General features: G+C 49.9%; 17 protein-coding genes and 1 pseudogene. 5 read left to right on the forward strand and 13 right to left on the reverse strand.

Annotated features, from left to right (window positions below; genetic code table 11):
- Positions 1 to 2 precede the first annotated feature (2 nt).
- From H70357_RS22420 to H70357_RS22435, 4 genes are all read right to left on the reverse strand, one after another.
- Positions 3 to 1,652, reverse strand: coding sequence for a response regulator transcription factor (locus H70357_RS22420; RefSeq protein WP_038594329.1), 1,650 nt, complete (start codon positions 1,650 to 1,652; stop codon positions 3 to 5).
- Between the two features lie 339 nt (positions 1,653 to 1,991).
- Positions 1,992 to 2,456 carry a GNAT family N-acetyltransferase gene (locus H70357_RS22425; RefSeq protein WP_144024272.1) on the reverse strand — a complete coding sequence of 155 codons (465 nt, stop codon included), beginning with the start codon at positions 2,454 to 2,456 and terminating at the stop codon, positions 1,992 to 1,994.
- Complete coding sequence (gene purT, locus H70357_RS22430) at positions 2,446 to 3,636, reverse strand: formate-dependent phosphoribosylglycinamide formyltransferase (RefSeq protein ID WP_038594334.1); 1,191 nt, start codon at positions 3,634 to 3,636, stop codon at positions 2,446 to 2,448. Before purT ends, H70357_RS22425 begins: the two co-directional genes overlap by 11 nt.
- 147 nt (positions 3,637 to 3,783) lie before the next feature.
- Positions 3,784 to 7,467 carry a dynamin family protein gene (locus tag H70357_RS22435; protein ID WP_052092195.1) on the reverse strand — a complete coding sequence of 1,228 codons (3,684 nt, stop codon included), beginning with the start codon at positions 7,465 to 7,467 and terminating at the stop codon, positions 3,784 to 3,786.
- A gap of 335 nt (positions 7,468 to 7,802) precedes the next feature.
- Here H70357_RS22435 and H70357_RS22440 point away from each other — a divergent pair, with 335 nt between their 5' ends.
- The gene (locus tag H70357_RS22440) at positions 7,803 to 8,156 is read left to right on the forward strand and encodes a PadR family transcriptional regulator (RefSeq protein ID WP_038594337.1); all 354 of its coding nucleotides are present in this window, start codon (positions 7,803 to 7,805) and stop codon (positions 8,154 to 8,156) included.
- Positions 8,143 to 8,694: a DUF2812 domain-containing protein gene (locus H70357_RS22445; RefSeq protein WP_052092196.1), complete on the forward strand. Its 552-nt coding sequence runs from the start codon at positions 8,143 to 8,145 to the stop codon at positions 8,692 to 8,694. The genes H70357_RS22440 and H70357_RS22445 overlap by 14 nt, the downstream gene beginning before the upstream one ends.
- A 90-nt stretch (positions 8,695 to 8,784) precedes the next feature.
- Here H70357_RS22445 and H70357_RS22450 read toward each other — a convergent pair whose 3' ends face one another.
- From H70357_RS22450 to leuC, 8 genes are all read right to left on the reverse strand, one after another.
- Positions 8,785 to 9,051, reverse strand: a complete 267-nt coding sequence (locus tag H70357_RS22450; protein ID WP_038594340.1) for a hypothetical protein — start codon at positions 9,049 to 9,051, stop codon at positions 8,785 to 8,787.
- A 2-nt stretch (positions 9,052 to 9,053) separates the two neighbouring features.
- Positions 9,054 to 9,764, reverse strand: a complete 711-nt coding sequence (gene nth, locus H70357_RS22455; RefSeq protein WP_038600229.1) for an endonuclease III — start codon at positions 9,762 to 9,764, stop codon at positions 9,054 to 9,056.
- A 168-nt stretch (positions 9,765 to 9,932) separates the two neighbouring features.
- On the reverse strand, positions 9,933 to 12,980 hold the full coding sequence (locus tag H70357_RS22460; RefSeq protein ID WP_052092197.1) for an S-layer homology domain-containing protein: 3,048 nt from the start codon (positions 12,978 to 12,980) through the stop codon (positions 9,933 to 9,935).
- A gap of 80 nt (positions 12,981 to 13,060) precedes the next feature.
- Positions 13,061 to 13,732, reverse strand: a complete 672-nt coding sequence (locus tag H70357_RS22470; RefSeq protein WP_038594343.1) for a GerMN domain-containing protein — start codon at positions 13,730 to 13,732, stop codon at positions 13,061 to 13,063.
- A gap of 113 nt (positions 13,733 to 13,845) precedes the next feature.
- Positions 13,846 to 15,282 (reverse strand): N-acetylmuramoyl-L-alanine amidase family protein, encoded by a 1,437-nt coding sequence (locus H70357_RS22475; protein ID WP_038594347.1) that lies wholly within the window; start codon positions 15,280 to 15,282, stop codon positions 13,846 to 13,848.
- A gap of 163 nt (positions 15,283 to 15,445) precedes the next feature.
- Complete coding sequence (locus H70357_RS22480; RefSeq protein WP_038594350.1) at positions 15,446 to 17,020, reverse strand: N-acetylmuramoyl-L-alanine amidase family protein; 1,575 nt, start codon at positions 17,018 to 17,020, stop codon at positions 15,446 to 15,448.
- A 227-nt stretch (positions 17,021 to 17,247) separates the two neighbouring features.
- Entirely contained in the window at positions 17,248 to 17,850 is a 603-nt protein-coding gene (gene leuD, locus H70357_RS22485) for a 3-isopropylmalate dehydratase small subunit (RefSeq protein WP_038594353.1), read from the reverse strand.
- A gap of 30 nt (positions 17,851 to 17,880) precedes the next feature.
- Positions 17,881 to 19,305, reverse strand: coding sequence for a 3-isopropylmalate dehydratase large subunit (gene leuC, locus H70357_RS22490; protein WP_038594356.1), 1,425 nt, complete (start codon positions 19,303 to 19,305; stop codon positions 17,881 to 17,883).
- 187 nt (positions 19,306 to 19,492) lie between these two features.
- Here leuC and H70357_RS22495 point away from each other — a divergent pair, with 187 nt between their 5' ends.
- From H70357_RS22495 to H70357_RS35995, 3 genes and pseudogenes are all read left to right on the forward strand, one after another.
- Positions 19,493 to 19,684, forward strand: coding sequence for a hypothetical protein (locus H70357_RS22495; RefSeq protein ID WP_038594359.1), 192 nt, complete (start codon positions 19,493 to 19,495; stop codon positions 19,682 to 19,684).
- A 170-nt stretch (positions 19,685 to 19,854) separates the two neighbouring features.
- The gene (locus tag H70357_RS22500; protein WP_269322573.1) at positions 19,855 to 20,100 is read left to right on the forward strand and encodes a transposase; all 246 of its coding nucleotides are present in this window, start codon (positions 19,855 to 19,857) and stop codon (positions 20,098 to 20,100) included.
- A gap of 213 nt (positions 20,101 to 20,313) precedes the next feature.
- Positions 20,314 to 20,473 (forward strand): annotated as a pseudogene (locus H70357_RS35995) (transposase); the annotation flags it as partial.
- Between the two features lie 79 nt (positions 20,474 to 20,552).
- Here H70357_RS35995 and H70357_RS22505 read toward each other — a convergent pair.
- On the reverse strand, positions 20,553 to 21,395 hold the full coding sequence (locus H70357_RS22505) for an SDR family oxidoreductase (protein WP_038594362.1): 843 nt from the start codon (positions 21,393 to 21,395) through the stop codon (positions 20,553 to 20,555).
- Positions 21,396 to 22,106: the final 711 nt, after the last annotated feature.

The following is a 22,106-nucleotide window of genomic DNA, read 5'->3' on the forward strand; positions in this document are numbered from 1 at the left end:
GGCTAGCCTCCCCGGGAGCTGTTCTTATACTCTTTGGGAGATTGTCCATATTTCTTGCGGAAGCAGAAGCTAAAATAATTCGGGTCGGCAAAGCCGATTTTTTCGGCAATTTCAAAAGCCTTCAGCTCTGTTGAGCGCAGCAGTTCCTTGGCAGCCTCCAGACGGATCTGCAGCAGATAGCTGACAAAGGTCATCTTCATCTCTTTCTTAAAAATGCTGCTGAAATATCCCGTACTGATATGCAAATGCTGGCAGACTTTGCCGATCGAGATGTCGGACTCCTCATAATGACCCCGGATATATTCCTTGGCTTGGTCAATCAGCTGTTTGTAGCTCGACTGCCGCTCCGAAGCGATGGAATCCATCAGCCGGCTGCACACATTGATAATCCACTGCTTAGCTTCGCCCATATTGTTGAATTTATGGATTTCCGTCAGCGAAGACAGCCCTGATCCGATGTAATCCGTGGTCTCACTGCCTGACTCCTTAGCCACCCGTAGAATCGAGGTGATGATCTCCAGCAGAAACACCTGATAGTCCTGCGTCGAAACCTGTGCGGTGTCCAGTCCCCCGAACAATTCGTCGACAACCTCTTTCAGCTCCTGTACCGTGCCCAGCTTGATTGTACGGATCAGCGATTGTTGGGTCAGCTCGTCATAAGCCAGCATTTGATTGGATCTTGACTCCACATCTTCGATCCAGATCACTCTGTTGTTGCCGAGAATGAGGCGGTAATCAAGTGCCTGCAGCGCATCGCCGAATGAATTGAACAGCAAGGACGCTGTATGGCATACTGTTCCGGCTCCTGAGGTCACCGTCAGCTTTAGAAACCGCTGTACATTTTGCCGGATTTCCTCCAAGATCGCGAAGGTTTTGCCGGTAATCTCCGCCTCATCCTTCTCCATACTGACCGAGAGCAGCACGACATCATCCCGGTGTATAAATACTTTGCCGAAACCATGCTTCAGACAAATTTCCTCAGCGATATTAAGCACCGCGAACAGCTGCAAATTGCGGTCGCCGGTGTCACGCAGGGATATGGGCAGACTCTGGATAACTCCTGCATTCTTCTCCGAACGGATATAATCTATGCTGATTACGGAAGACTGAAAGCTCTCACCAGAGAGGCTGATGCCGTATTCCGCACTTTTCTCGGCGATTTCCGCGGGCCGCAGCCTGCGGGAAACAAGCGAGGAGAGGAATTGTTCACGAAGCACAGGCAGACTCTTCCGGTAATGCTCGCTCAGCACAAATACATTTTCTTTCTCAGCGATTTCCGCCTCTATGGTTTTTCTAACCTTGAGCAGTGTGTCGATCAATTCCTGAGAAGAAAACGGTTTCAGAATATACTCGTCAATTTGCAGTTTAATCGCTTTCTGGGCGTACTCAAATTCATCATAGCCGGTGAGAATTATGATCTTCGTATTGGGATGACGGCTGCGGATCCATTCGGACAGCTGAAGTCCGTTCAGAAATGGCATCTGGATGTCGGTCACGACCACATCCGGCAGCAGGCGGTCGATTGATTCCGCAGCCTCACGGCCATTCTCCGCCTGATCTACAACCTCAAAACCATAGCTGCCCCAGTCGATCTGTGCGATAATCCCTTCTCTTACGTCCTCTTCATCTTCGGCAAGAATCAATTTATACATGCTTCATCCCTCTTATAATTTCTGTTTAGGTAATTATAAAACTATTCTAGCTGATTCGATCAACTCTATCTATGTTTAACTTAAGTAAGGGGTAAAAGATAATGAATGGCTATTCCGCCGGTTCAGCAAATTCATTATACAGTGGCAATGGACGGGTATACATAAGCAAATTGAGGGAATGATATTCTCCTGTGCAGAACGGTCGGGTATACCTCTACGGCGAATAGACGGTATAGGATTAAATTTCTAAACAGCCTCGATAAAACGGGGGGTTCTGAGGAAACTGCAAAAAAAAAACCATCCCGGTTGCCGGGATGGGGATGATTGTACGTATTAGATTTACAGCAATGCTTTGTTGAAGCGGTAGCCGGTAGTCTGCTCGAAACCCATATGACGGTAAAAAGCATGCGCAGGCGCACGTTCCACACGGTTGCCGCTTCTAAGGAACAGCTGGCAGCAACCCTGCCCGCGGGCCCATTCTTCCGCTGCAGCTACCAATCTTTTGCCGAGGCCGTTGCCTCTAAGCTCCTCTGATACAATCAGCGCGTTGATTTCCGTAATACAATCCGCATGTTTGTAATAGGATTTCACCTGCCGAAGTCCAATCATTCCCACAACTTCATTGTCCAGTTCAGCGACCAGTGTGCAATGGAACGGATCATTCTCCATGCCTTCCATTCTCTCTTTCATCACGCTAAGTGTTGTCGGATAGCCGAATTCCCGCAGAAGGGCTGTCACTCTCTCCAGATCATTCATGCCGCATTTGCGAATTTGCAGTACTTGCTCCTGAGTACTACTGTTCATTCTCATATACCTCCACTTTTAGCATAGACGCCGCCTGTTTGGCGGTAGTCCGCGCGATTTCTACATCTTCCGCTGCACTGAGGGCTACTGCCATCCGCCGTCCAGGACGGATTTCAGGTTTGCCGAATACCCTAACCTGTGTACGGGGAAGCGCCAGCGCTTCGCCGATTCCGGATATGGCAAAAGCCTGTCCGGTTTTTTCTGCTTTCAGGGTAGCCGAAGCGCCCGGTGTTACAAGCGCAACCGAGTCCAGCGGAAATCCAAGAATGGCTCTGACATGCAGAGCGAATTCCGATAAATCCTGCGTAATCATTGTAACCATGCCGGTATCATGCGGTCTGGGCGATACTTCACTGAACAATACTCCCTGCTCTGTAAGAAACAGCTCCACTCCAAAAATACCAAGGCCTCCAAGCTGATCAGTTACCGCTTTGGCGATATTCTGAGCTTCTGCCAGCGTGCGCTCACTCATCTGATGCGGCTGCCAGGACTCTACATAGTCGCCGTCCTTCTGGATATGGCCGATCGGCGGACAAAATACAGTTCCGCTTGCCGATCGGACCGTAAGCAAGGTAATCTCACTTTCAAACGTAACGAAAGCCTCCACGATGACCCGTGTCCCTTTGGCCCGCGCTCCTTCCAGAGCCGTATTCCAGCAGTCCTCCACATCACCTGGTTTCTTGCAGACACTTTGTCCTTTGCCGGAAGAGCTCATAATCGGCTTGATCACACAGGGTGTGCCAAGCTCTTCCACTGCCTGGCGCAATTCGTCCAGACTGTCCGCGAAGCGGTATGCCGCGGTCGGCAGGCCAAGCTCTTCAGCCGCTAAACGCCGGATACCCTCCCGGTCCATGGTCAGCCGGGCTGCACGTGCAGTCGGGACTACGAAGAATCCTTCCGCCTCCAGCTCCAGCAGCGCATGAGTGGCAATAGCCTCAATCTCGGGCACAATCAAGTCAGGCTTCTCGGAACGGATGAGCGTCTTAAGCGCATCCGCGTCCAGCATATCAATTACATAGGAGCGATGGGCTACACCCATCGCCGGGGCATCTTGATAACGATCCACAGCTACGGTCTCTACGCCAAGGCGCTGAGCTTCGATAATGACTTCCTTACCCAATTCCCCGCTGCCCAAGAGCAGCAGCTTACGGCTTTGAGCTGAAAAAGGAGCTCCCCACATTGTCGACTCCAACCTCTTTCGGCTAATTTGACTGCTGACTCTCTTTTTCTGTAAATGTCGCAGTTTTCATTGTAAATTTTCAGGCTTCTTTATTTTCTTCCATCAACGACCAGATTGCAAGCCTTCTTCGACATTTTCCTACAATCTTCACAGATCGCCGTCTACGAGATCGTCGAAATTTCTCTCCAGAACATTTAATTGATGGCCAATTTGGCCCCAATGTTCCGCAGAATCACCCCCTTTCAAGAGACCGGACATCACTTCCTCCCGCTCAGCCAGAGCTGCTCGGAGTGTGTCTGCCGAACGTTTCAACGCCTGCTCCGCTACACCCGTATAAAAATCCAATAATAAATCTTCCTGCGTTCCGGCGGCTCCGGCAACTGTTTCCTTCAGCCAAGGGTCCACTAATGCTCTGACTTCGTTACGCCCCGGCCCCTCAAAGAAATGACGCGGCGATTTGAAGCGGCCCCATAATGCAGCCCAATCCAGAGGGGATAACCGGCACTCCAGCTTATCCGGGGAAGGCCAGTGTTCTTCGGCATTGTCCATGAGCTGAAGCTCCTGAGCCGAAATCGACAGTTCCGACGCGGCCGATGAAGCTGCCGTCCGCACGAGTTTTTGACCTGCCGCTTCCAGGCGCAGGGTAGTCGCCCACAATTCCTGTTCCAGTTCACGCTCAAGGGTGCGTTCCAGTTCTCTGCCACAGGCTGTAAAGATATCTTTCAGATTTCCGCTATCCTCGCGCAGCACGGAAGGATGGAAGGATTCCTGGAAGAAACGGCCGAAGGCAAATCCGATCCGCTGCCGCACATGATAGAGCAGTTCTTCACCTTCCCGGCGCAGGTCGCGCAGCGGACGTTCCTCGGCGGAAAGCGCCGTGAGCCGTGCTTCTGCGGTGCGGCGCCGTTCCTGCAGCTCCAGCAGTCCGGCTTCACGCCTTCCTGCCTCCATCTCGGCCAGCTTCTGCCATTCTTCCGCCCGCATGCGCACGGAGGCAATGTTCTCTTGCGCGGCTGCAAGCGACAACCGCGGCAGTTCTCCGCCCGCGAATTCCGCAAGCGCCTCTTCAAAGGTCTGGAAACGGGAGCTTTCATAAGCTTCCCGGTTGTGGTCTGTTTTGCCTTGCAGCGCCAGCAGACTGGACAAGGTATATATCCGCGGCGAGGTAAGGCCGCCGGCACGCAGGTTCTGCGCGACATGCCCCTTCACCTCTTCCAGCTCCGCTTCGTCTGCGGCCAAATCAGAAGCGTTGATGATAAAGAACATTTTATCCAGCGCGAAGCTGTCTTTAATTCTTCCCAATTGGGCCAGCAGACCACGGTCCGCTTTGGAAAAGGCATGATTATAATAGGTCACAAAACATATCGCGTCCGCATTCTTCATGTAACCGAAGGTTACACCGGTATGACGGGCATGCAGGGAATCCGCGCCAGGGGTATCCACCAGCACAATGCCGCTCGCGGTCAAGGGACAGTCATAATACAGGTCAATCCCCTGCACAAAACAGGCCCGCGTCTCCTCGGCGACCAGTCCACGGTATTCCTGCAGATCAACAGTCCGCACCGTTCCCAGCAGTCCCTCCGCTTCTGACCATCCAGCCGCCGCCGCCCGCAGGAATCCGGCATGCGGCAGGGCGGAAGGATGCAGGCCGCTGACCTTCAGCCCAGCCACCTCAGCGGTCCAGCTCTGCCGCTGCGGGGGCGCAAGCTGCAGTACGCTGAAGGAATGGAGGATGTCCTCCCAGAAATCCTCCGCCGTCTTCATCGTTACCACCGCGCTGGCATGGCGGAACTCCCCTTCCGGTGACAGGATGCGATTCACTGCTGCTGTGGCGGGGTGGGGAGACACAGGCAGCACTTCTTCGCCCAGCAGCGCATTGGCGAAGGAGGATTTACCGGCGCTGAACGCTCCGAACAGCGCCATCGTAAAGCGGCCGGCGGCGATGCTCTCCGCCCGTGCCGCAAGGCTGCGCGCCGCCGAGGCCATGGCCGGCTCGCCGCGCAGCAGCTCTGCCGCAGCGCTCAGCGCCGCTGCGGCCTTCGTGAGCCGGCGGCGTCCGCCCGCCGGCGAGACCGGCCCTGCCGCCCAGGCTGCGGCGGCAGGCCTTCCGGCCGCTGCGCCCGGCAGCGGCCGGACCTCACGCGGTGCGGCGCTGCTGGCGCCTGCCCGCGGGGCAACCCTCACCTCCGGCAGAGTGCCGGGGGTGAGGGTACGGCGCGGCGGCGGCAGCAGCGCCGCGAGCTCTGCCGCGCGGGCATCCGCCGCGCGGTCAAGGGCAGCCAGCGCGGCTAGCGCGCGCGCCTGCCGCTGAAGGGCTTCTTCGCGGCGCGACAGATCGGCGCGCCGCTCTTCCAGCAGCGGCGGCAGCTTCGCCAGCAGCTCATCGCCAAGAGACAGGGCAGCCCGGCGGAACTGGGCTTTAATTTCAGCCGCAAGCGTGCGGGTGAAATTAAGCAACGCCTCGCCCGAGGCCCCGGTTCCCGGCTTCACAGCAGCCGCCAGCCACTCCTGGCTCACCGCCGGAAAACTTTGCTTGAGCAGATTCTCGGCCCCCTCCTCCCACACGCCAAGGCCTTCGGCCCATTCCCGGACCAACTGAAGAATATGCCATTCCAGTTGGGCGGTGATTTCCCGCGTTTGCAGTCCGTGCCAGGCTTTTAGCCGTTCTGCTTGCACCTTCTCCCGTTTCGCAGCCGTAAACAGCAGGCCCTGCCGGAAGCCGGGAGCCATGCTTTCAGCATAAGCACCTGCAGCTTCCCTTACATCGGCAGGCATCAGGTTGCTGTTGCCCAGCAGTGCATCGAGTGCGTTGCGCAGCATTAGGATTGACTGATCAGGCAGCTCTGCAAACTCCTTACGCTCTTCGTCACAAACCTGGAGCGCTCTTTCCACGGTGTACTTATCCACACCGCCCGATGTTTCCAGCAGTGCTTCGCGCTCCTCCTGCTGCTGCTCGCGGTATTCTGTCACTACCGCATCGGCCACATGATGTACCGAGCGGGACAAGCTGTAGCCAAGCAGCTCCTCCCGATGATCCAGCAGCTGGCGAATCAGCATAAGCAGACCGTCCCATTGATTTAGCGGATGCTCCATGTTCTTAAGTGAAGTGAACAAAATACCAGCGGATTGAATTCCCCATTCATGGAAAGCGCTTTCCAATTGCTGCCGATAGGCTTCAATGGCAATTTCCTGTTCACGGTGCTTGTCAATCTGATTGATAATAAGATACAGCGGTTTGCCCCAATCACTGAGGTTTTTGGCAAAAGCCAGGTTATTTTCCGACTGTACATGATTGTAATCCATCACATAAAACACCACATCGGCCAAGTGCAGTGCGGAGCGCGTCGCGGCTTGATGCCCGTCATCCGTGGAATCAACCCCCGGGGTGTCCATCAGAACACCATGTGCTCCAAGCAAAGGCACATCCTCCCAGACTTCAATCGCAGAATAATCACCGCCCTTGCGGCAATATTCCTGCAATTTCTCCGGTGTGGTCTCCCATGCGGAATTTGTCTCATTCTGTCCTTCCACCTTGGGATAGAGCCGTACGCGTGGTGCTCCGCTGCGGATAGACACGACATTGGCACTGGTCGGAACGGGCCCGGAAGGCAGTACATTGCTGCCGCATAACCTGTTAATCATACTCGACTTCCCTGCCGAAAAATGTCCGCAAAAGGTGAGTGTCAGCTCACGTGCACACTCTTTACTCTCCAAATCGGAGAGTACCCGCTGCGTTTCCGTCTCCCCCCACCGTTCCATCAGTGCTCCCAGCAGAGTAAGCGGCGAATCCGTCACATTCTCTGTTTTAATCTTGATTTGTTCTGCTGCCACTATATCCACCTCCGCTGCATCCTAGAAAAAATCGACTTTATTTGAAGTCTATGTATGTACCCTTCATAAAGCGATATCTAAAATAAATATATCTTAACGTAAAAATAAATGGCATAACTAGAATAATTACATTTTATCACCAGTTTGCCACAAATCAAATATTCACGAATTACAAAATCCCCTATAAACCTTTACAAAATTCAGTTGACTAAAAATTTTGCATCCCTGACTTGACAATGCAATATTATGGAATTATTATATCCATATCAAATATATCACTAATGGATATATCCATAACAGATATACCTGTTATTTTAGAAAATGGAGGTGCGCCAATGTCCAGAGCTAATTCACTGCAGACCGAACAGTTGACTGATTCGGCTTACTACATCCTGCTTGCCTTACTCACTCCGAAACACGGCTATGCAATCATGAAATATATTGAAGAACTGACGAACGGGGAAGTCAAAATCGGGCCTGCAACACTTTACACCCTAATCAAGAAAATGCAGAAATCAGGCTATATCCTATTGAATGAGGACGACGATGACCGGCGGAAGACTTATCAGATTACTCAAAGTGGGGAGCTTATTATTACAGCTGAGATCGAACGGAGACTTAGAATGGTTGCACACGGGAATGCCGCAATACAAACTGCGAAGGAGGAATCATCTCATGAAGAAGGATAAACAAACACGTTATGTGATAACGAAAGGTCTGGCATTTGTCGAGGAAGAGGATATGAACAAATTAAGCGCACTGTCAGAAAAAGGCTGGTTTCTGGATCATTTCTCTTTATTTGGTTACGTAATCCGCAGGGGTGAGCCGCATAAGCAGATTTATTGTCTGGATATACGTGAATTGCCGAAGGAGGAGGAAGCAGAGTACCATAATATTTTTGCAGACAGCGGCTGGACTTATGTATGCTCCGCCGGAGACTTCCATATCTTCTCGGCAGAACCGGGAACTGTTCCCATCCATACTGACCGAGCGACTATATATGACAAATATACCAAGGTTGCCCGAATCAGCAAAACATCAGCTTTCATAACACTGTTGCTGACCTTAGGAAGTATTGCTTTAAGGTCCCTGTCTACAAAGGTATGGAACAGTTCACTTCTGGAGTACTCATCTCTCGTAGTCTTAGTGTTGTGCGTCATGGCATTCGTACCTTCCACCATGGTCTATATTGCATACTCCTTGCGTTTAAGGAAGTTCTCATCTTAAGCTCATTCCATAAAGATGTCCCCACGTTTTCAAAAACGTATGACGAACAAAGAGCCGGCCCCAAGGCCGGCTCTTTGTGTGTAAATCCTATTACGCTGTTTCCAGTACCGGAAGCAGAATTTCGAATACTTTACCGTGCTGAAGAATGGTCAGACCACGGGATTTGTCTCTCATAACAACCACTTCAGGCTTCTGGGACATCCGCTCCAGGTAATGCTCAGGCACATCGCCGGAATGGCTGATCGTGATGCCTTCTACTTCCTGCTCTTCATTTTCTTCCAACGGACTTTCCACTACACGGTCAAAAATATCGGAAAAAGCTTCAAAATTATTGGTATATACAGAAATGCATTTCATCTCTATCCCATCCTCTTCTTCATCTCTAACTTTTTACTTGCCTTTAAAACATCATTATCTTTCCTGATTACAGCTGTTTTCATACGTTTCTTGCCCTCACGGCATACATCCAAGAGCGGGCATACCTGACAACTTGGATTCTGGGCTTTGCAGTGATAGCGGCCAAAAAAGATCAGCCGATGATGTGTAAGTGTCCATTCCTCACGCGGCACCGCCTTCATCAGCTTCTTCTCCACTTCCAGTACGGAATCCTTCCAGCCCGCAAGTGCGAGCCGCTTGGATACCCGTTCCACATGGGTATCCACAGCAATCGCAGGTACGCCAAAAGCGTTGGACACAACGACATTCGCAGTCTTGCGGCCGACCCCCGGCAATGTTACCAGCAAGTCATGAGCCTGTGGCACTTCTCCGCCATATTGCTCTATAAGAATAGAACAAAGGCTTTGAATATGCTTAGCCTTATTGCGATACAAGCCGATACGCCGGATATCCCTCTCCAATTCCTCCAGCGGCACGGAAATATAGTCAAGAGGGGTTTTGTACTTTTGGAACAGGTCCTCGGTCACTTTGTTCACTGTTGCGTCCGTACATTGGGCTGACAGCAGCACCGCAATGGTTAGCTCAAAAGCGTTGCTGTGATTCAGCTCGCAATGCGCATCAGGAAACATGTCTCGAATCGTATCCAGAATGTGGCGGACCTCTGCAACTTTCACCGGCGTCCCCTCCACGGAGTATTTACACTCAACAAACCAGACGAGCGTATCTTCTCTGATGTAATGAAATATAAACAAGTATAACCGCTTATATTTCAAAAAAAACGTCTTGATCCAGACAATCTCCTGGATCAAGACGGTGTTTCTCACGGAAAATCACCATTGCCACTATTGTTTCACGACTTCAACTAAGACATCGTTTTTGAAATACAATATAATATTATCATTTTCTTTGAGAGATTGCACGGATAAAGTCGTGTCACCCTGGTGAATATATACACTCGAAGTGATCGCGAACTGATAATTCGTATCGCTCAGAGAAGAGCGTTTGGTTACGATCTGGTTATTTAGGCTGTCGTAACGCGAAACCGAGCGGGTAAGCTGCTTCAGTACAGTGACGATCACTGATCCGTCAGCATCTTTACGGACATCTACCCGGTCAGTTGTAGTCAGACTGCCAAGACCTGTCGTAGTGACACCGTCACGGATAATTTTTACGCCACCGCTGACTGCAATCGTCTGGGAGGTGCCTGCATAATCCTTAAGTACGAACGAACCTGCAGCTGCATCTACTGACGACACAACACCAGTATTCTGCTTGATGTACTGAAGTGATACTGGAGTGCTGCCGCTTACGGTCAGATTCACATAATCACCGACCTTCAAGTCGCCAATTTTCAGGGTTTGCCCTGCTTCATTGGTCATCGCTAAAGTCAAAGTATTCAGTTCAAGCGTTCCTCCGGACCATTTCACACCCAGCTTATTCATTGGTGCATTAAGGGTAGTGATTTCAACCTGTACTGATGAGTTCACTTTAAGCACTGAGATGACATCCTGATTGCTCGTAAGCACTGCGGTTACCGAAGAGTTAAGAGGTATTTCTGTGATGGCAGAAGATGTACGTCCGAGAATATCTATTACCTGTGGATAACCCAGAGTAAGAGTTTGCCCTCCTGCGAGCTTCAGAACAATCGTTCTGTTTGTTGTATTAATCTCGGACAGGGTTCCTGTATATTTGGTGCTGGTTTCTACCGAAAGGGCCCGCTGGCCGACAGCTTTTACATCCACCCTGCGCCCTTCGTAGAGATATATCCCCATAGTAGTCAATGATGTGGTAATGCCCTCGTCAAAAGCAAGTTTTGTCTTGTCATCAATCTGTACCAGATGTGCTTTACTTTTGCCGTCCATAACTGTCAGCAGCTTTGTCTTGCTATTAAAAGCAATTACAGTCGCACCGATAAATTCATCCAGCTGGCGGTTCAGCACTTCAATCTTCGTTACCTGATCAGAGCTGTTGAGGGTAATCTGAACATTGTCTCCACTGGTCGCATCGGCAAGCAGATCACCGATTACCGGGTTAGTAATGTTAGGTATCACAATTGTCGGCGCCGGTGATGTAGCCAGCAGCTTCACTTCGCGCGCACCGTCAGACTTTTTATAAATAATGCTTGAGCTTGTAAGCTCATAAATCGATCCCTCTACCGTTCGCTCCGTGCCCGAAGTCACTTCCACCGAACGGATGACATTGCTATTTATCGTATATTTCACAGCGGCTCCGGTCTTCAAGTCGGCTGGCAGCAGAACTGCGTTTTGCGAACTGAACAGTGTAACCCCGTCTTCCCACTTGAACGTTTCCGCAATTCCGGAAGCATTTTTGAACGTGATGCTTTTTGCTGCCTGATCCACACTTTGAATTGTCCCTGTAGTCGTTTTGTTCACAACGCCCGAGGTCACCTGAACCTTTACCAGCTTATTAGTTCCTGTGAAAGTTTCACGCAGCAAGGTAACTTTACTGTTTGCGGTAATTGCTCCGGAACTAATCGCGCTTCCATTTACATCTACAAAAGAAGTATCGGCATCATAGCTGTACTGGTCATATCCCGTAGCAGAATCAAGCCAAATCGTACTTGGAGTGATCTTGGCAAAGTTCCCTTCGACACTTACCACCTGCTGGGCAGGATCTGTCACCTCAACATAAGCTGCATTATAGGTTGCACCAATAACGGTTACTTTGGTATACGGCTGAACATCATTCAGACTGATTCTTGTGTCTGCCGTACTAGTGTAGTATGCAGTTACGGGAGTCAAATTAAAGACAGACGGTGAACCGTTGCTGTAAACGGTCATTTTCCCGTCCTTCAAGGCACTGATGCTCCCTTTGACTGTGTTGTCATACCCTATAGTGTTAAATGCTTCTGCGCGGCTGAAGAAAGTTGCCACTTGTGCACGGGTTACCGCTCCTTGTGGATCAAAGCGGTTGCCGTCAAGACCATTGGCCAGTCCCAATTCCACGGCAGTGTTCACGTAACCCCGCTTATTCGCCGAAACCTTGGCATCATCAGCGAAGCTAGTCGGCTTGCCTGATACTGCGGCCGCTTCGGAGTTTTTGCCAAGAGCACGGACCAGCAATTCAGCAATCCATTCACGTGAAGCCTTGCGGTCACCCCAGGATGTCTTTAGATTATCCGCCGACATTTCAACCGTCTTGTCCAGAAGGCCCTGCTGGAAAGCCAGCACAACAAACGGCTTAAAATAATTGGACACCTGGAAATTAGTCGGAAGCACCACGTCAGTGCCGGTATTTACTTTGTCCTCAAGCTTCATGAAGCGAAGTGCGATCAGCACAGCTTCCTGCTGGGTAACAGAGTCCCCCGCACGGAATAATCCGTTATTTCCGACAACAAGACCTTGCGCTGCCAGTTTATAGATATGTTTTTCTGCCCAGAAGCCTGTTTTTACATCGCTGAACAATCCTGGTGCAGCTGCAGGCGGCGTAGCTGTAGGTGCAGTTGTAGCTCCAGGCGTAGCTGTTGCTGTAGGCGTTGCCGTAGCTTTTGGCGTAGCTGTAGGTGCAGTTGTAGCTGCAGGCGTAGCTGTTGCTGTAGGCGTTGCCGTAGCTTTTGGTGTAGCTGTTGCTGCAGGCGTTGCCGTAGCTTTTGGTGTAGCTGTTGCTGCAGGCGTTGCCGTAGCTTTTGGTGTAGCTGTTGCTGCAGGCGTTACCGTAGCTTTTGGTGTAGCTGTTGCTGCAGGCGTTGCCGTAGCTTTTGGTGTAGCTGTTGCTGCAGGCGCAGCAGTAGCTTTAGGGGCAGCAGTAGCTGCGCTCTCAGCGAATGCAGCCCCCGCACTGCCAAGCACCATAGCGCCGGCCAGAACAGCAGATGCCGCTTTGGTGGAATAAGCTTTAATAGAGTGATTGGATCTTTTATGACCGGACAATAGGTTATTCCCCTCTCTATGCTTCATGTAAATGGTATATTAGTAATTCGGCAAACATTCCCAAAATTCCTGTACTACGTTTATAATGCGCTGTTCTCCCGGGTAATTGGATGTTCTAAATCCACATGCCCCATTAAACTTTCCACTTGCTCACCGTCTACCAGAAGCTCAACGCTTTTCACTTCTTCGAACTGGAAGAAGAGTTGAGCCAGCGCACTGATGGCCATGGATTCACCGCCTGCACCCAGTTGAGCCTCAGCCGGTTTATGAATGTCCATCACAATCTGTCCATCTGTAAGTTTAAGTGATTTAAGCTCAATACCGCTCCATAACGGGATCATATCCGCCTTATCGCTGTTTTGAAGCGTTTTGAAGGCTTCAGTATATTTCTCCGTATCGTTTGCGAAGCTAATCTTTGCTGCAGCCTTCACAAGTTCCATCTGCTGCGAATCCGTATAGTACGTGGAAATGCTCTGGCTTTGTTTGTCAACTTCAACGGGCTTATCTGTTGCAACAGGAGCATCGGTGCTAACCGGCTCGGCAGTGGCGGGTGTATTGAGCCCTCCTGCATTGCTGTTGTTACTATTGCTGTTGCTGTCTCCATTTCCGTTATTTCCTTCGGCTCCGCTAACGACTGCAGAAGAATTTTGTCCCGCTTCATCAGCCGGTGCTGCAGCCGGCTTGTCTCCGCAGCCTGATATCACTAGTAGAAGAAGTGCTGCAACCCCTGCATATGTCAGTTTTTTGTTCATCAACATTTACCCCCTCTAGATGAATACGGGCAGACAGAACTGCAAAGCCTCTTTCGCCTTCAAATCAGGCCGAAAGCTGGCTTTGCAGCTCTCATCTGCCGCTAAGTCTGCTGTTACATTCCCAGATATTCCTTGATACCACTTACCATTGATGCTGCCACATTGTTCTGCAATGTTTCCGAGAACAACAGCGATTCATCGCCTTTATTGCTTAAGTAACCTACTTCAAGTAGTACGGCAGGCATTGTCGTCTCACGAATGACGTGGAAATTGCCATACCTCACACCACGGTCGCTAAGCCCGGTCGCCTTGACAAGATACTTATGCATCACTTTCGCCAGTGCCTTGCTCGCTTCCCGCTGATAATATGTTTCTGTTCCACTTGCAGCCGATGAACCACTGCTGTTCGCATGGACGGAAATAAACAGATCGGCCTTAAGCTTATTGGCCATACCCGCACGGTCTTTTAATTCCAGGAACGTATCATCGCTGCGAGTAAGAACTACATCGATTTTATTCTCCTGTTTCAGCAGTTCTGCTGCTTTAAGAACAACGGCCAAATTAAAATTCTTCTCATATTTACCGGTAACCCCTACAGCTCCGGAATCCTTGGCGCCATGGCCGGCATCCAGTACCACCAGCTTCCGGCCGTTATTGCCGGGCTGTGTCGTCGTATCTTCTGTGCTTTGCGCATTCAGATCAACCACAACCAGCTTGGAGGAATCACCTGATACTTCAAGACTATAGTTCTTGGAAGTGTTCAAATCAATTACAAAGCGGACGGTATAAGGGCTTGTACTGTACAAAGAATAACGTACACCTGATACATCCGGGTAATCCGTTACAGCAAGTTTGCCATTCAGGTTGGGGTCAAGTTCTTGTCCACTTCCGAACACATCCGAGAACGTGGCATTTGGCAGATCGACAACAATCCGGTCCGGCCCTGTCATCTTCGTTATATTCGGCGCGGAGCTGCCATCCATTGCAATGGTCAGACGGTTCTGGCTGAAGCTGATGCCATTCACCATTGTCAGGCCGCTTGTCGACTCTGCCGGAGGAACAACGACGGTTGATCCACCGTCACCAGAACTTCCCTCTGAACCGGTGTTATTACCGCCAGTTTCCGGGGTAATAATGTTTACAGTCTTCTGGGCGTTATCCCAGGTGACAGTAAGGCCAAACTGCTCGCTGACAAACCGGATCGGTACGAGTGTAGTACCTGCGCGCGCTACTGGCGCCGCCGTAAGAATCACGGTTTTGTCATCAACGGAAGCCGCCGTTTGATCCACGATCAGTTTGATCGTCTTGCCCAGCTGTTCAATTGTAACCGTCTTGCTCTTCTGATCCCAATCTACCTTATAGCCAAGGTTTTCGGCGATCATTCTTAGCGGCACCATAACTGAGTTCTTTACATTTTCGACCGGCGCATCCTGCCCTGCTGTCAGCTCCTGGCCATCCAGATAGATCTTATTCCCGGCAGCAGCATGTCCATGCTCCGGTAATACCAGTACAAAGAGCAGCAGCAACAGCGTAAAAGCAAATTTCTTCATTCTTCACCTCTAAGAATCTAGTATTCCGCCAGAGAACGGCGTTCATGATGATCTCGCCATTGACAACCCTCGACATTGATTAGACGCTGGTATCCGCTAAAAGTTGCGAATAAATCCCATTAAAAAGCTAGTAATTCCGCGCCCTATTAACAAGATTCTATATCTATAATCCCAAATATTCCTTAATTCCGGCTACGATTTCCCTAGCCAGCCTGTCTTGAAGCTGGCCATCATACATGCCCGCCTCATTCCCCTGATTGGTAAGATAACCTACCTCCAGCAGCACTGCCGGCATTGTAGTTTCTCTTGTAACATGCAGACTTTTGCTCCTGATCCCGTTGTCCTTGAAGCCTGTTCCCGCGACCAGATGCTTGTGGAGGACCTGGGCGAGCGGCAGACTTTCAGTACGGGAATAGTAGGTCTCACTGCCATTGATCTTTTCCCTGTTGGGATATTTGAGGTCCAGCGAGTTTCCATGCACTGAAATAAACAGGTTCGCTTGATTTGCTTCAGCAATTACGACCCGGTCCTGCAGACCGAGTGTACTGTCATCTGTGCGGGTAAACACTACGTCGACCAGACCTTCCTGCAGAAGCAGTGCCCCAACCTTATTCACAACTGAGAGATTGAAGTTTTTCTCCAGCTTCCCTGTCAGGCTTACGGCTCCAGATTGTTTACCGCCGTGTCCTGCGTCGAGAACGACAACCGGCTTGCCTGTGATTCCCGGTCCTACGGTAGTACTGCCTCCATTAGCCACTACATTTAAATCAATTGTAACCAGCCCGGTGCTGTCGTCAGTACTTACCTGATATGGCTGTGTTCCGATCGTTTGAATAACGAACCTTACGGTAGAGGGATTGGAACTGAACAGCGCATAACGGACTTCCGAAATCAATGGGTAACCGGTAACATCCAGCTTACCTTGCGGACTGCCGTTAGGGGCTGTGCCAGGCAGACTGCCAACGAAATCCGCCGCGAACGAGGTATTCGGGAAATCAACCACAATCCGGTCAGGGCCACTCATCTTGGTAACAGTAGGCTTGGCTCCACCCGTGGCGGAAACGATCAAACGATTTTCGCTGAACACCGCCCCCATGATCTGAGGCGACGTAACTATCGTACCGCCGCTGCCGGGGATCGGCGTTGGTGTTGGGCCTGCGGTTCCTGTCACGATCTCTCCCTCTGATCCAGTTTCATTCGGGACAGGGGTTGGACTTGGACTCAAAACAGGCGCCGGTGTTGAACTGGCGGACGGCGCTGGAGTTGCTGAAATGTCCGTACCGCTTGTAGAACCGCCGCTTAAATAGACAGTTTTGTCGCTGTTGTCCCAGCCCACGATAAGCCCAAATTGCTCACTTACAAATCGGATAGGCACTAGTACAGTTCCATTATTCTGCTTGGGTGCCGCATTTAGAGCTAGTGTAGCTCCATCGGCTTCAGCCGTTTTGCTTCCTACGGCCAGCAGTACGCTTCTGCCATCCTGTTGAACGGTTACTTTACGCGACTTCGGCTCCCAGTCGACTTTGAACCCCAGATTCTCCACAACTACCCGAATAGGAATCATAACGCTTCCATCGACGTATTCAATTTTGGCGCCTTTGGGCATTGTCAGCTCCTGATTATCCATAATAATCTTGCCTGTCCCGCTTCCGGCGGCGGCAGCTTCATGGCCGGCGAATGATAGCAGTAACAGTGGCAGCAGCAGCAAAAATAACACCCGTTGTCCGGCTCTTCTCATCCTTTCTTTTCCTCTCCTTCTGGTAAATGATAGATACATAGATAAGATTAAGACGACAGAAATCTCCAAAAGTTGCCTTCTGCGGCAATGAATATATCGATTATAGCAAAAAAACTTCTATTTCCGACACCCGGAAATAGAAGTTTTGTGTAAAATTTGTAAAGATTACGTATTCTTCAGGAATAAAACTCCGTTTTCCCTGTGACCGGATGTGCTCTTTACATCGCTTACGAAAACAGCTTTGCCGCGTGGCGCTCCTCGTAGGCGGCGATTTCATCCGCATGCTGAAGTGTCAGCCCGATATCATCGAGCCCCTGCAGCAGGAACTGGCGGCGGTGCTCATCCAGCTCAAAGCTGATCAACAGTCCGTATTCATCGTTAAGCGTGTTGTTCTCAAGGTCAACCGTCAGGTTGTATCCTTCATGGGCTGCCGTACGGCTGAACAGCTCATCGACCTGCGATTCCGACAGCTTGATCGGAAGAATCCCGTTCTTGAAGCAGTTGTTATAAAAAATATCTGCATAAGAAGGGGCAATTACTACTTTGAAGCCATAGTCCATGATCGCCCACGGCGCATGCTCCCGGGAGGAGCCGCAGCCGAAGTTAGCCCGCGAAATCAATACAGATGCGCCTTTATAGCGCGGTTTGTTCATCTCAAAAGCGGCATTGTCATTACCCGCTTCGTCAAAACGCCATTCGTAAAAAAGAAATTGTCCAAATCCAGTCCGTTCAATCCGTTTCAAAAACTGCTTTGGAATAATAGCATCCGTATCTACATTTACCCGGTCAACCGGGGCAACGATTCCTGTTAATTTCTTAAAAGCTTCCATTGTTGTATCCTCCCGCTCTCTCTACGATTTCTATGAATTGACGGCTTCCGTCTTGTAGTTCCAGTCGCGGACGTCGGTGAAACGCCCCTTGATTGCAGCAGCCGCAGCCATTGCCGGGGATACGAGATGCGTACGTCCGCCGCGTCCCTGGCGTCCTTCAAAGTTGCGGTTCGAGGTCGATGCGCAGCGTTGTCCAGGCTGAAGTACATCCGGGTTCATCGCCAGGCACATGCTGCAGCCTGCTTCGCGCCATTCAAAACCAGCTTCCGTAAACACTACATCGAGACCTTCCTTCTCCGCCTGCAGCTTCACGCGTCCGGAGCCCGGTACAACAATTGCCGTAACCTTGTCGGATACCTTGTGTCCTTTGGCTACCTCGGCAGCAGCACGCAAATCCTCAATCCGGCCATTCGTGCAGGAACCGATAAAGACATAATCAATCGGAATCTCCGAAATAGGTGTGCCTGGTGCCAGATCCATATATTCAAGCGCTTTTTCAGCGGCTTTACGTTCATTTTCAGTCGAGAAATCAGCAGGGTTCGGCACACTGGAATTGATGTCTGTGCCCATGCCCGGGCTAGTTCCCCAGGTCACTTGCGGAATCAAAGATTCCACATCGAACTCAACAATTGTGTCATATTCTGCACCTTCATCGCTTACAAGGCCTTTCCAAGTTTCAACGGCAGCATCATAAGCGGCACCCTGAGGGACATATTGGCGATCACGCAGGTAGTTGAAGGTAGTTTCATCAGGAGCGATCAGACCCGCTCTTGCCCCGCCTTCGATCGACATATTGCAGACGGTCATGCGTTCCTCCATCGACAGCTCACGGATGGATTCGCCCGTGTATTCAATAACATAGCCTGTTGCAAAATCAGTGCCGTATTTGGCAATGACACCGAGAATCATATCCTTGGCAGTCACTCCAGGATTACGTTTGCCGATGAAGCGGACTTCCATCGTTTTGGCTTTGGATTGCTGCAAGCACTGGGTAGCCAGAACATGCTCAACTTCACTTGTGCCAATACCAAAGGCCAGTGCGCCGAATGCTCCGTGCGTGGAAGTGTGGCTGTCGCCGCAGACGATGGTTTTGCCGGGATGTGTCAGGCCGATTTCCGGGCCCATAACATGCACGACACCCTGATCGATATCGTTCAGGTCGAACAATCTGACTCCAAAATCACGGCAATTCTGCGACAGCGTGTCAATCTGCTGTTTGGAGATCGGATCTGTAATGTTGTAACGGTCTTTCGTAGGAACGTTATGATCCATGGTAGCAAAAGTAAGGCCGGGACGGCGGACTTGGCGTCCGCTGAGACGGAGACCTTCGAAGGCCTGTGGAGAGGTAACTTCGTGCACCAGATGCAGATCAATATAAATAATGCTAGGCTTACCTTCCTCTTGATGGATTACGTGATTGTCCCAAATTTTCTCAAACATTGTCTTCTTGCTCATGTCTTCACCTCATATAGTAGAATCGTTCAATGGAAGAGAGTGTGGAGTCCCTCTTGAATGATCTAAATATAACATCGCCCCGTTTATAATTCCAAGATATGATTTCTATAGAACTGATAGGCTGCGTCTATAAGCTGTGATGAGGTGAGTTGGTATACCCCTTGTTACATAAGGGTTTACGTAATTCATGTTTATGCTCGTTTGGGGCTGGTTGGGATTAGCCAATAAGGTAGGCGACTGGTATCCCGTATCCGTACCAGGAGCGGTAATGATTTACCGTTATTCGTGGTTTAACAACATCGATGAAGGATACGCCGGGGAGCCTCCGGTGCTGGTGATCGAACGCAAGCCAGAGTTTATGGGGCAGAACAATGGGTAAGGAAAGTTTTCCTGAGCCTAAACCGGAGTATCAGATTTCGAGTCGGTCATGAGCCGCTTCCAGTCGCGCCGGGCTGACAAGATTCAGCAGCTCACAGCCGCACTGCCGGCCTATTAAGCTATCTTTGATATCCTGCAATACAAAGGTAAGGATCTGCGGAGATTGGCGGAATCCACCATTCGGCACAGGTACAGACTTTTTTACAGGAGCACCCGCGCATAGAGTTTGTTTATTTGCCAAAGTACTCGCCCGAACTCAATCTTATTGAAGGATTGTGGAAGTGGCTCAAAATAGACGTTGTCCACAATGTGTTTTACAAGAAGTTTTACCATATTCGCATCAATGTCGCAGCGTTTATGAAGCGTGTCAATTCCGAGCCAATGAACGTTATTAATCGGCTTTACATTCGTCTGTAATTCAAAAATTCAATCTATATAGTGGTAAAAATCTGGAGACCAAGGCGAACGCTATCGCTTTTCCACAATCGTTCCGTCCTCTCCGCTGTTTAAGTGGGAATCGTAGTTACAATCTTTCTAAATATCATAAAAAAGAAACCTTTCTTTGGTAAAATGGAAGTGCAACCAACCATTTTAAATCAAGGAGAGGTTTCTTTAGTACATTCAATAGTTCATAGTCCTAAAATGCTCACCAAACTCATCATTTACACCTATACCCAGCGAACCTATTCGGCTCGTCAAATGGCCAAAGCGGTACGGAAGAACGATCCCTTCATGTGGCTGAGCCGGACGGCAACGTCCAGACTTCCGCACGATCAACCGTTTCCGTTCCTAGTGGATTCCTGCTTCGAGGGATGGAAAAGCGGCTGTCCCATAAATGAGTCAGTCCTTCTTTTCAAGCTTGGATGATTTTACGACCTGCTATTTTTTCGCCATGAGGTTTGCCCCAACAGATCTCGCATGGTGGACATGAATTCTTCTTCCGATGACGACCATCTCAGCTTAGCCATCTCTTCCGCAGCCGTACCAGCAGGATATCGCAGCCGGTCAGTCTCGTCACAAGCGGCATTGTATACCAGAGCGGCAACCTGGTCTTCCTCTGCATCTTCAAAAGGATAGTGGTTTATCATCGAATTCATCATTTGATCAAAATATGACTTGTATTCAACAGGAATGGGCGTATTCAGGGTTGCTGTGTGGCTCGACGTGAAGTTCGTGTTCCGCATGGCTCCCGGTTCTACAAGTTTAATCGAGATATTTTGCGATTCAAGTTCGTAAGAAAGTGATTCCGAGAGTCCTTCGATTGTATGTTTCGTCGCGGTATAAATCGAAAGCAACGGGGATGCTGCATATCCGACCGACGAACAGACATTCACAATGCTTCCGCCACCTTGCTTGCGCAGATGCGGCGTAATGGCTTGAATCACATTCATAACGCCAAATACATTGGTTTCAAATATCTCACGAATTAGCTCCATGGGTGTCGCTTCAAAAATAGAGAGAGTAGTGATCCCGGCATTGTTCACAACAGCGTCTATTTGACCAAATCTGGAGATCCCTGCCGAAATCGCCGCCTCGATGCTCACTGGGCTGGTAACGTCAAGTGCCGTCACCAAGAATTTTTCAGGATTACCCTCTGCGATACGCTCGTCCGGTTTACGCATCGTCGCGATAACATTCCATCCCTCGTCTGCAAACTTTTTGGCTGAAATATAACCTAAACCTGTTGAACAGCCCCGCCAGAAAGTCTGTATCGCTCTCTAAAACTTTCTATGTGTCGTTCACGCTAGACCAATCTAAATTCAAATTCGTCTCTCATATAGTAAGCATCTGCGATCTTCACACTTTCCCGACTTAATTTCCGGACTGGTCCGCCATAACGTTCACTCCCATGAAGACTGATAAATCCTTTAAACGTTTCCGTTGTTACTCATTAAGCGTATATAAGGCCTTCGTAAGTAAACTCATCAAATTTTCTATATCATAAAAGTCTCCAATAAAAAATGCTTTTATCTTATGAACTGGAGATTCAAAAGTTCTTGTCGAAAAATCGTAACATAGAAAAATAACCCAATCGGCGATGGTCTGTTATCCTTAAGTTCTCACACTAAAAGGAAGGACCACTGAATGGGTTACGAACAAATGTGTACCTCATTTCCGAGCGATGTACCATACCTATGCTCAAAACATAAAATGAACTGTTACTTCCCTTCCGTTCCTGCTTTTCCAGACAGGCTACGTTCGAGTTTGTAGTTTTCATCATCGGCTTTATGCTATGCTCCGACCATCTGAGTTTGACTTCTGTTATTCGGGATCTCTCCCTGAGTGGCCGTTGCTATGAAACGCTCCTTCACTTCTTTCGTTCTTCAGCCTGGTCTTTGCCCTCCTTGCGGCAGACATGGCTTTAGGTCGTTCGCCGGGCTTCTTAGAGCTGTAGAAGTTTTCACTGTCCAGTTTAAATACAA

Source organism: Paenibacillus sp. FSL H7-0357, assembly GCF_000758525.1.
Classification (GTDB): domain Bacteria; phylum Bacillota; class Bacilli; order Paenibacillales; family Paenibacillaceae; genus Paenibacillus_AQ.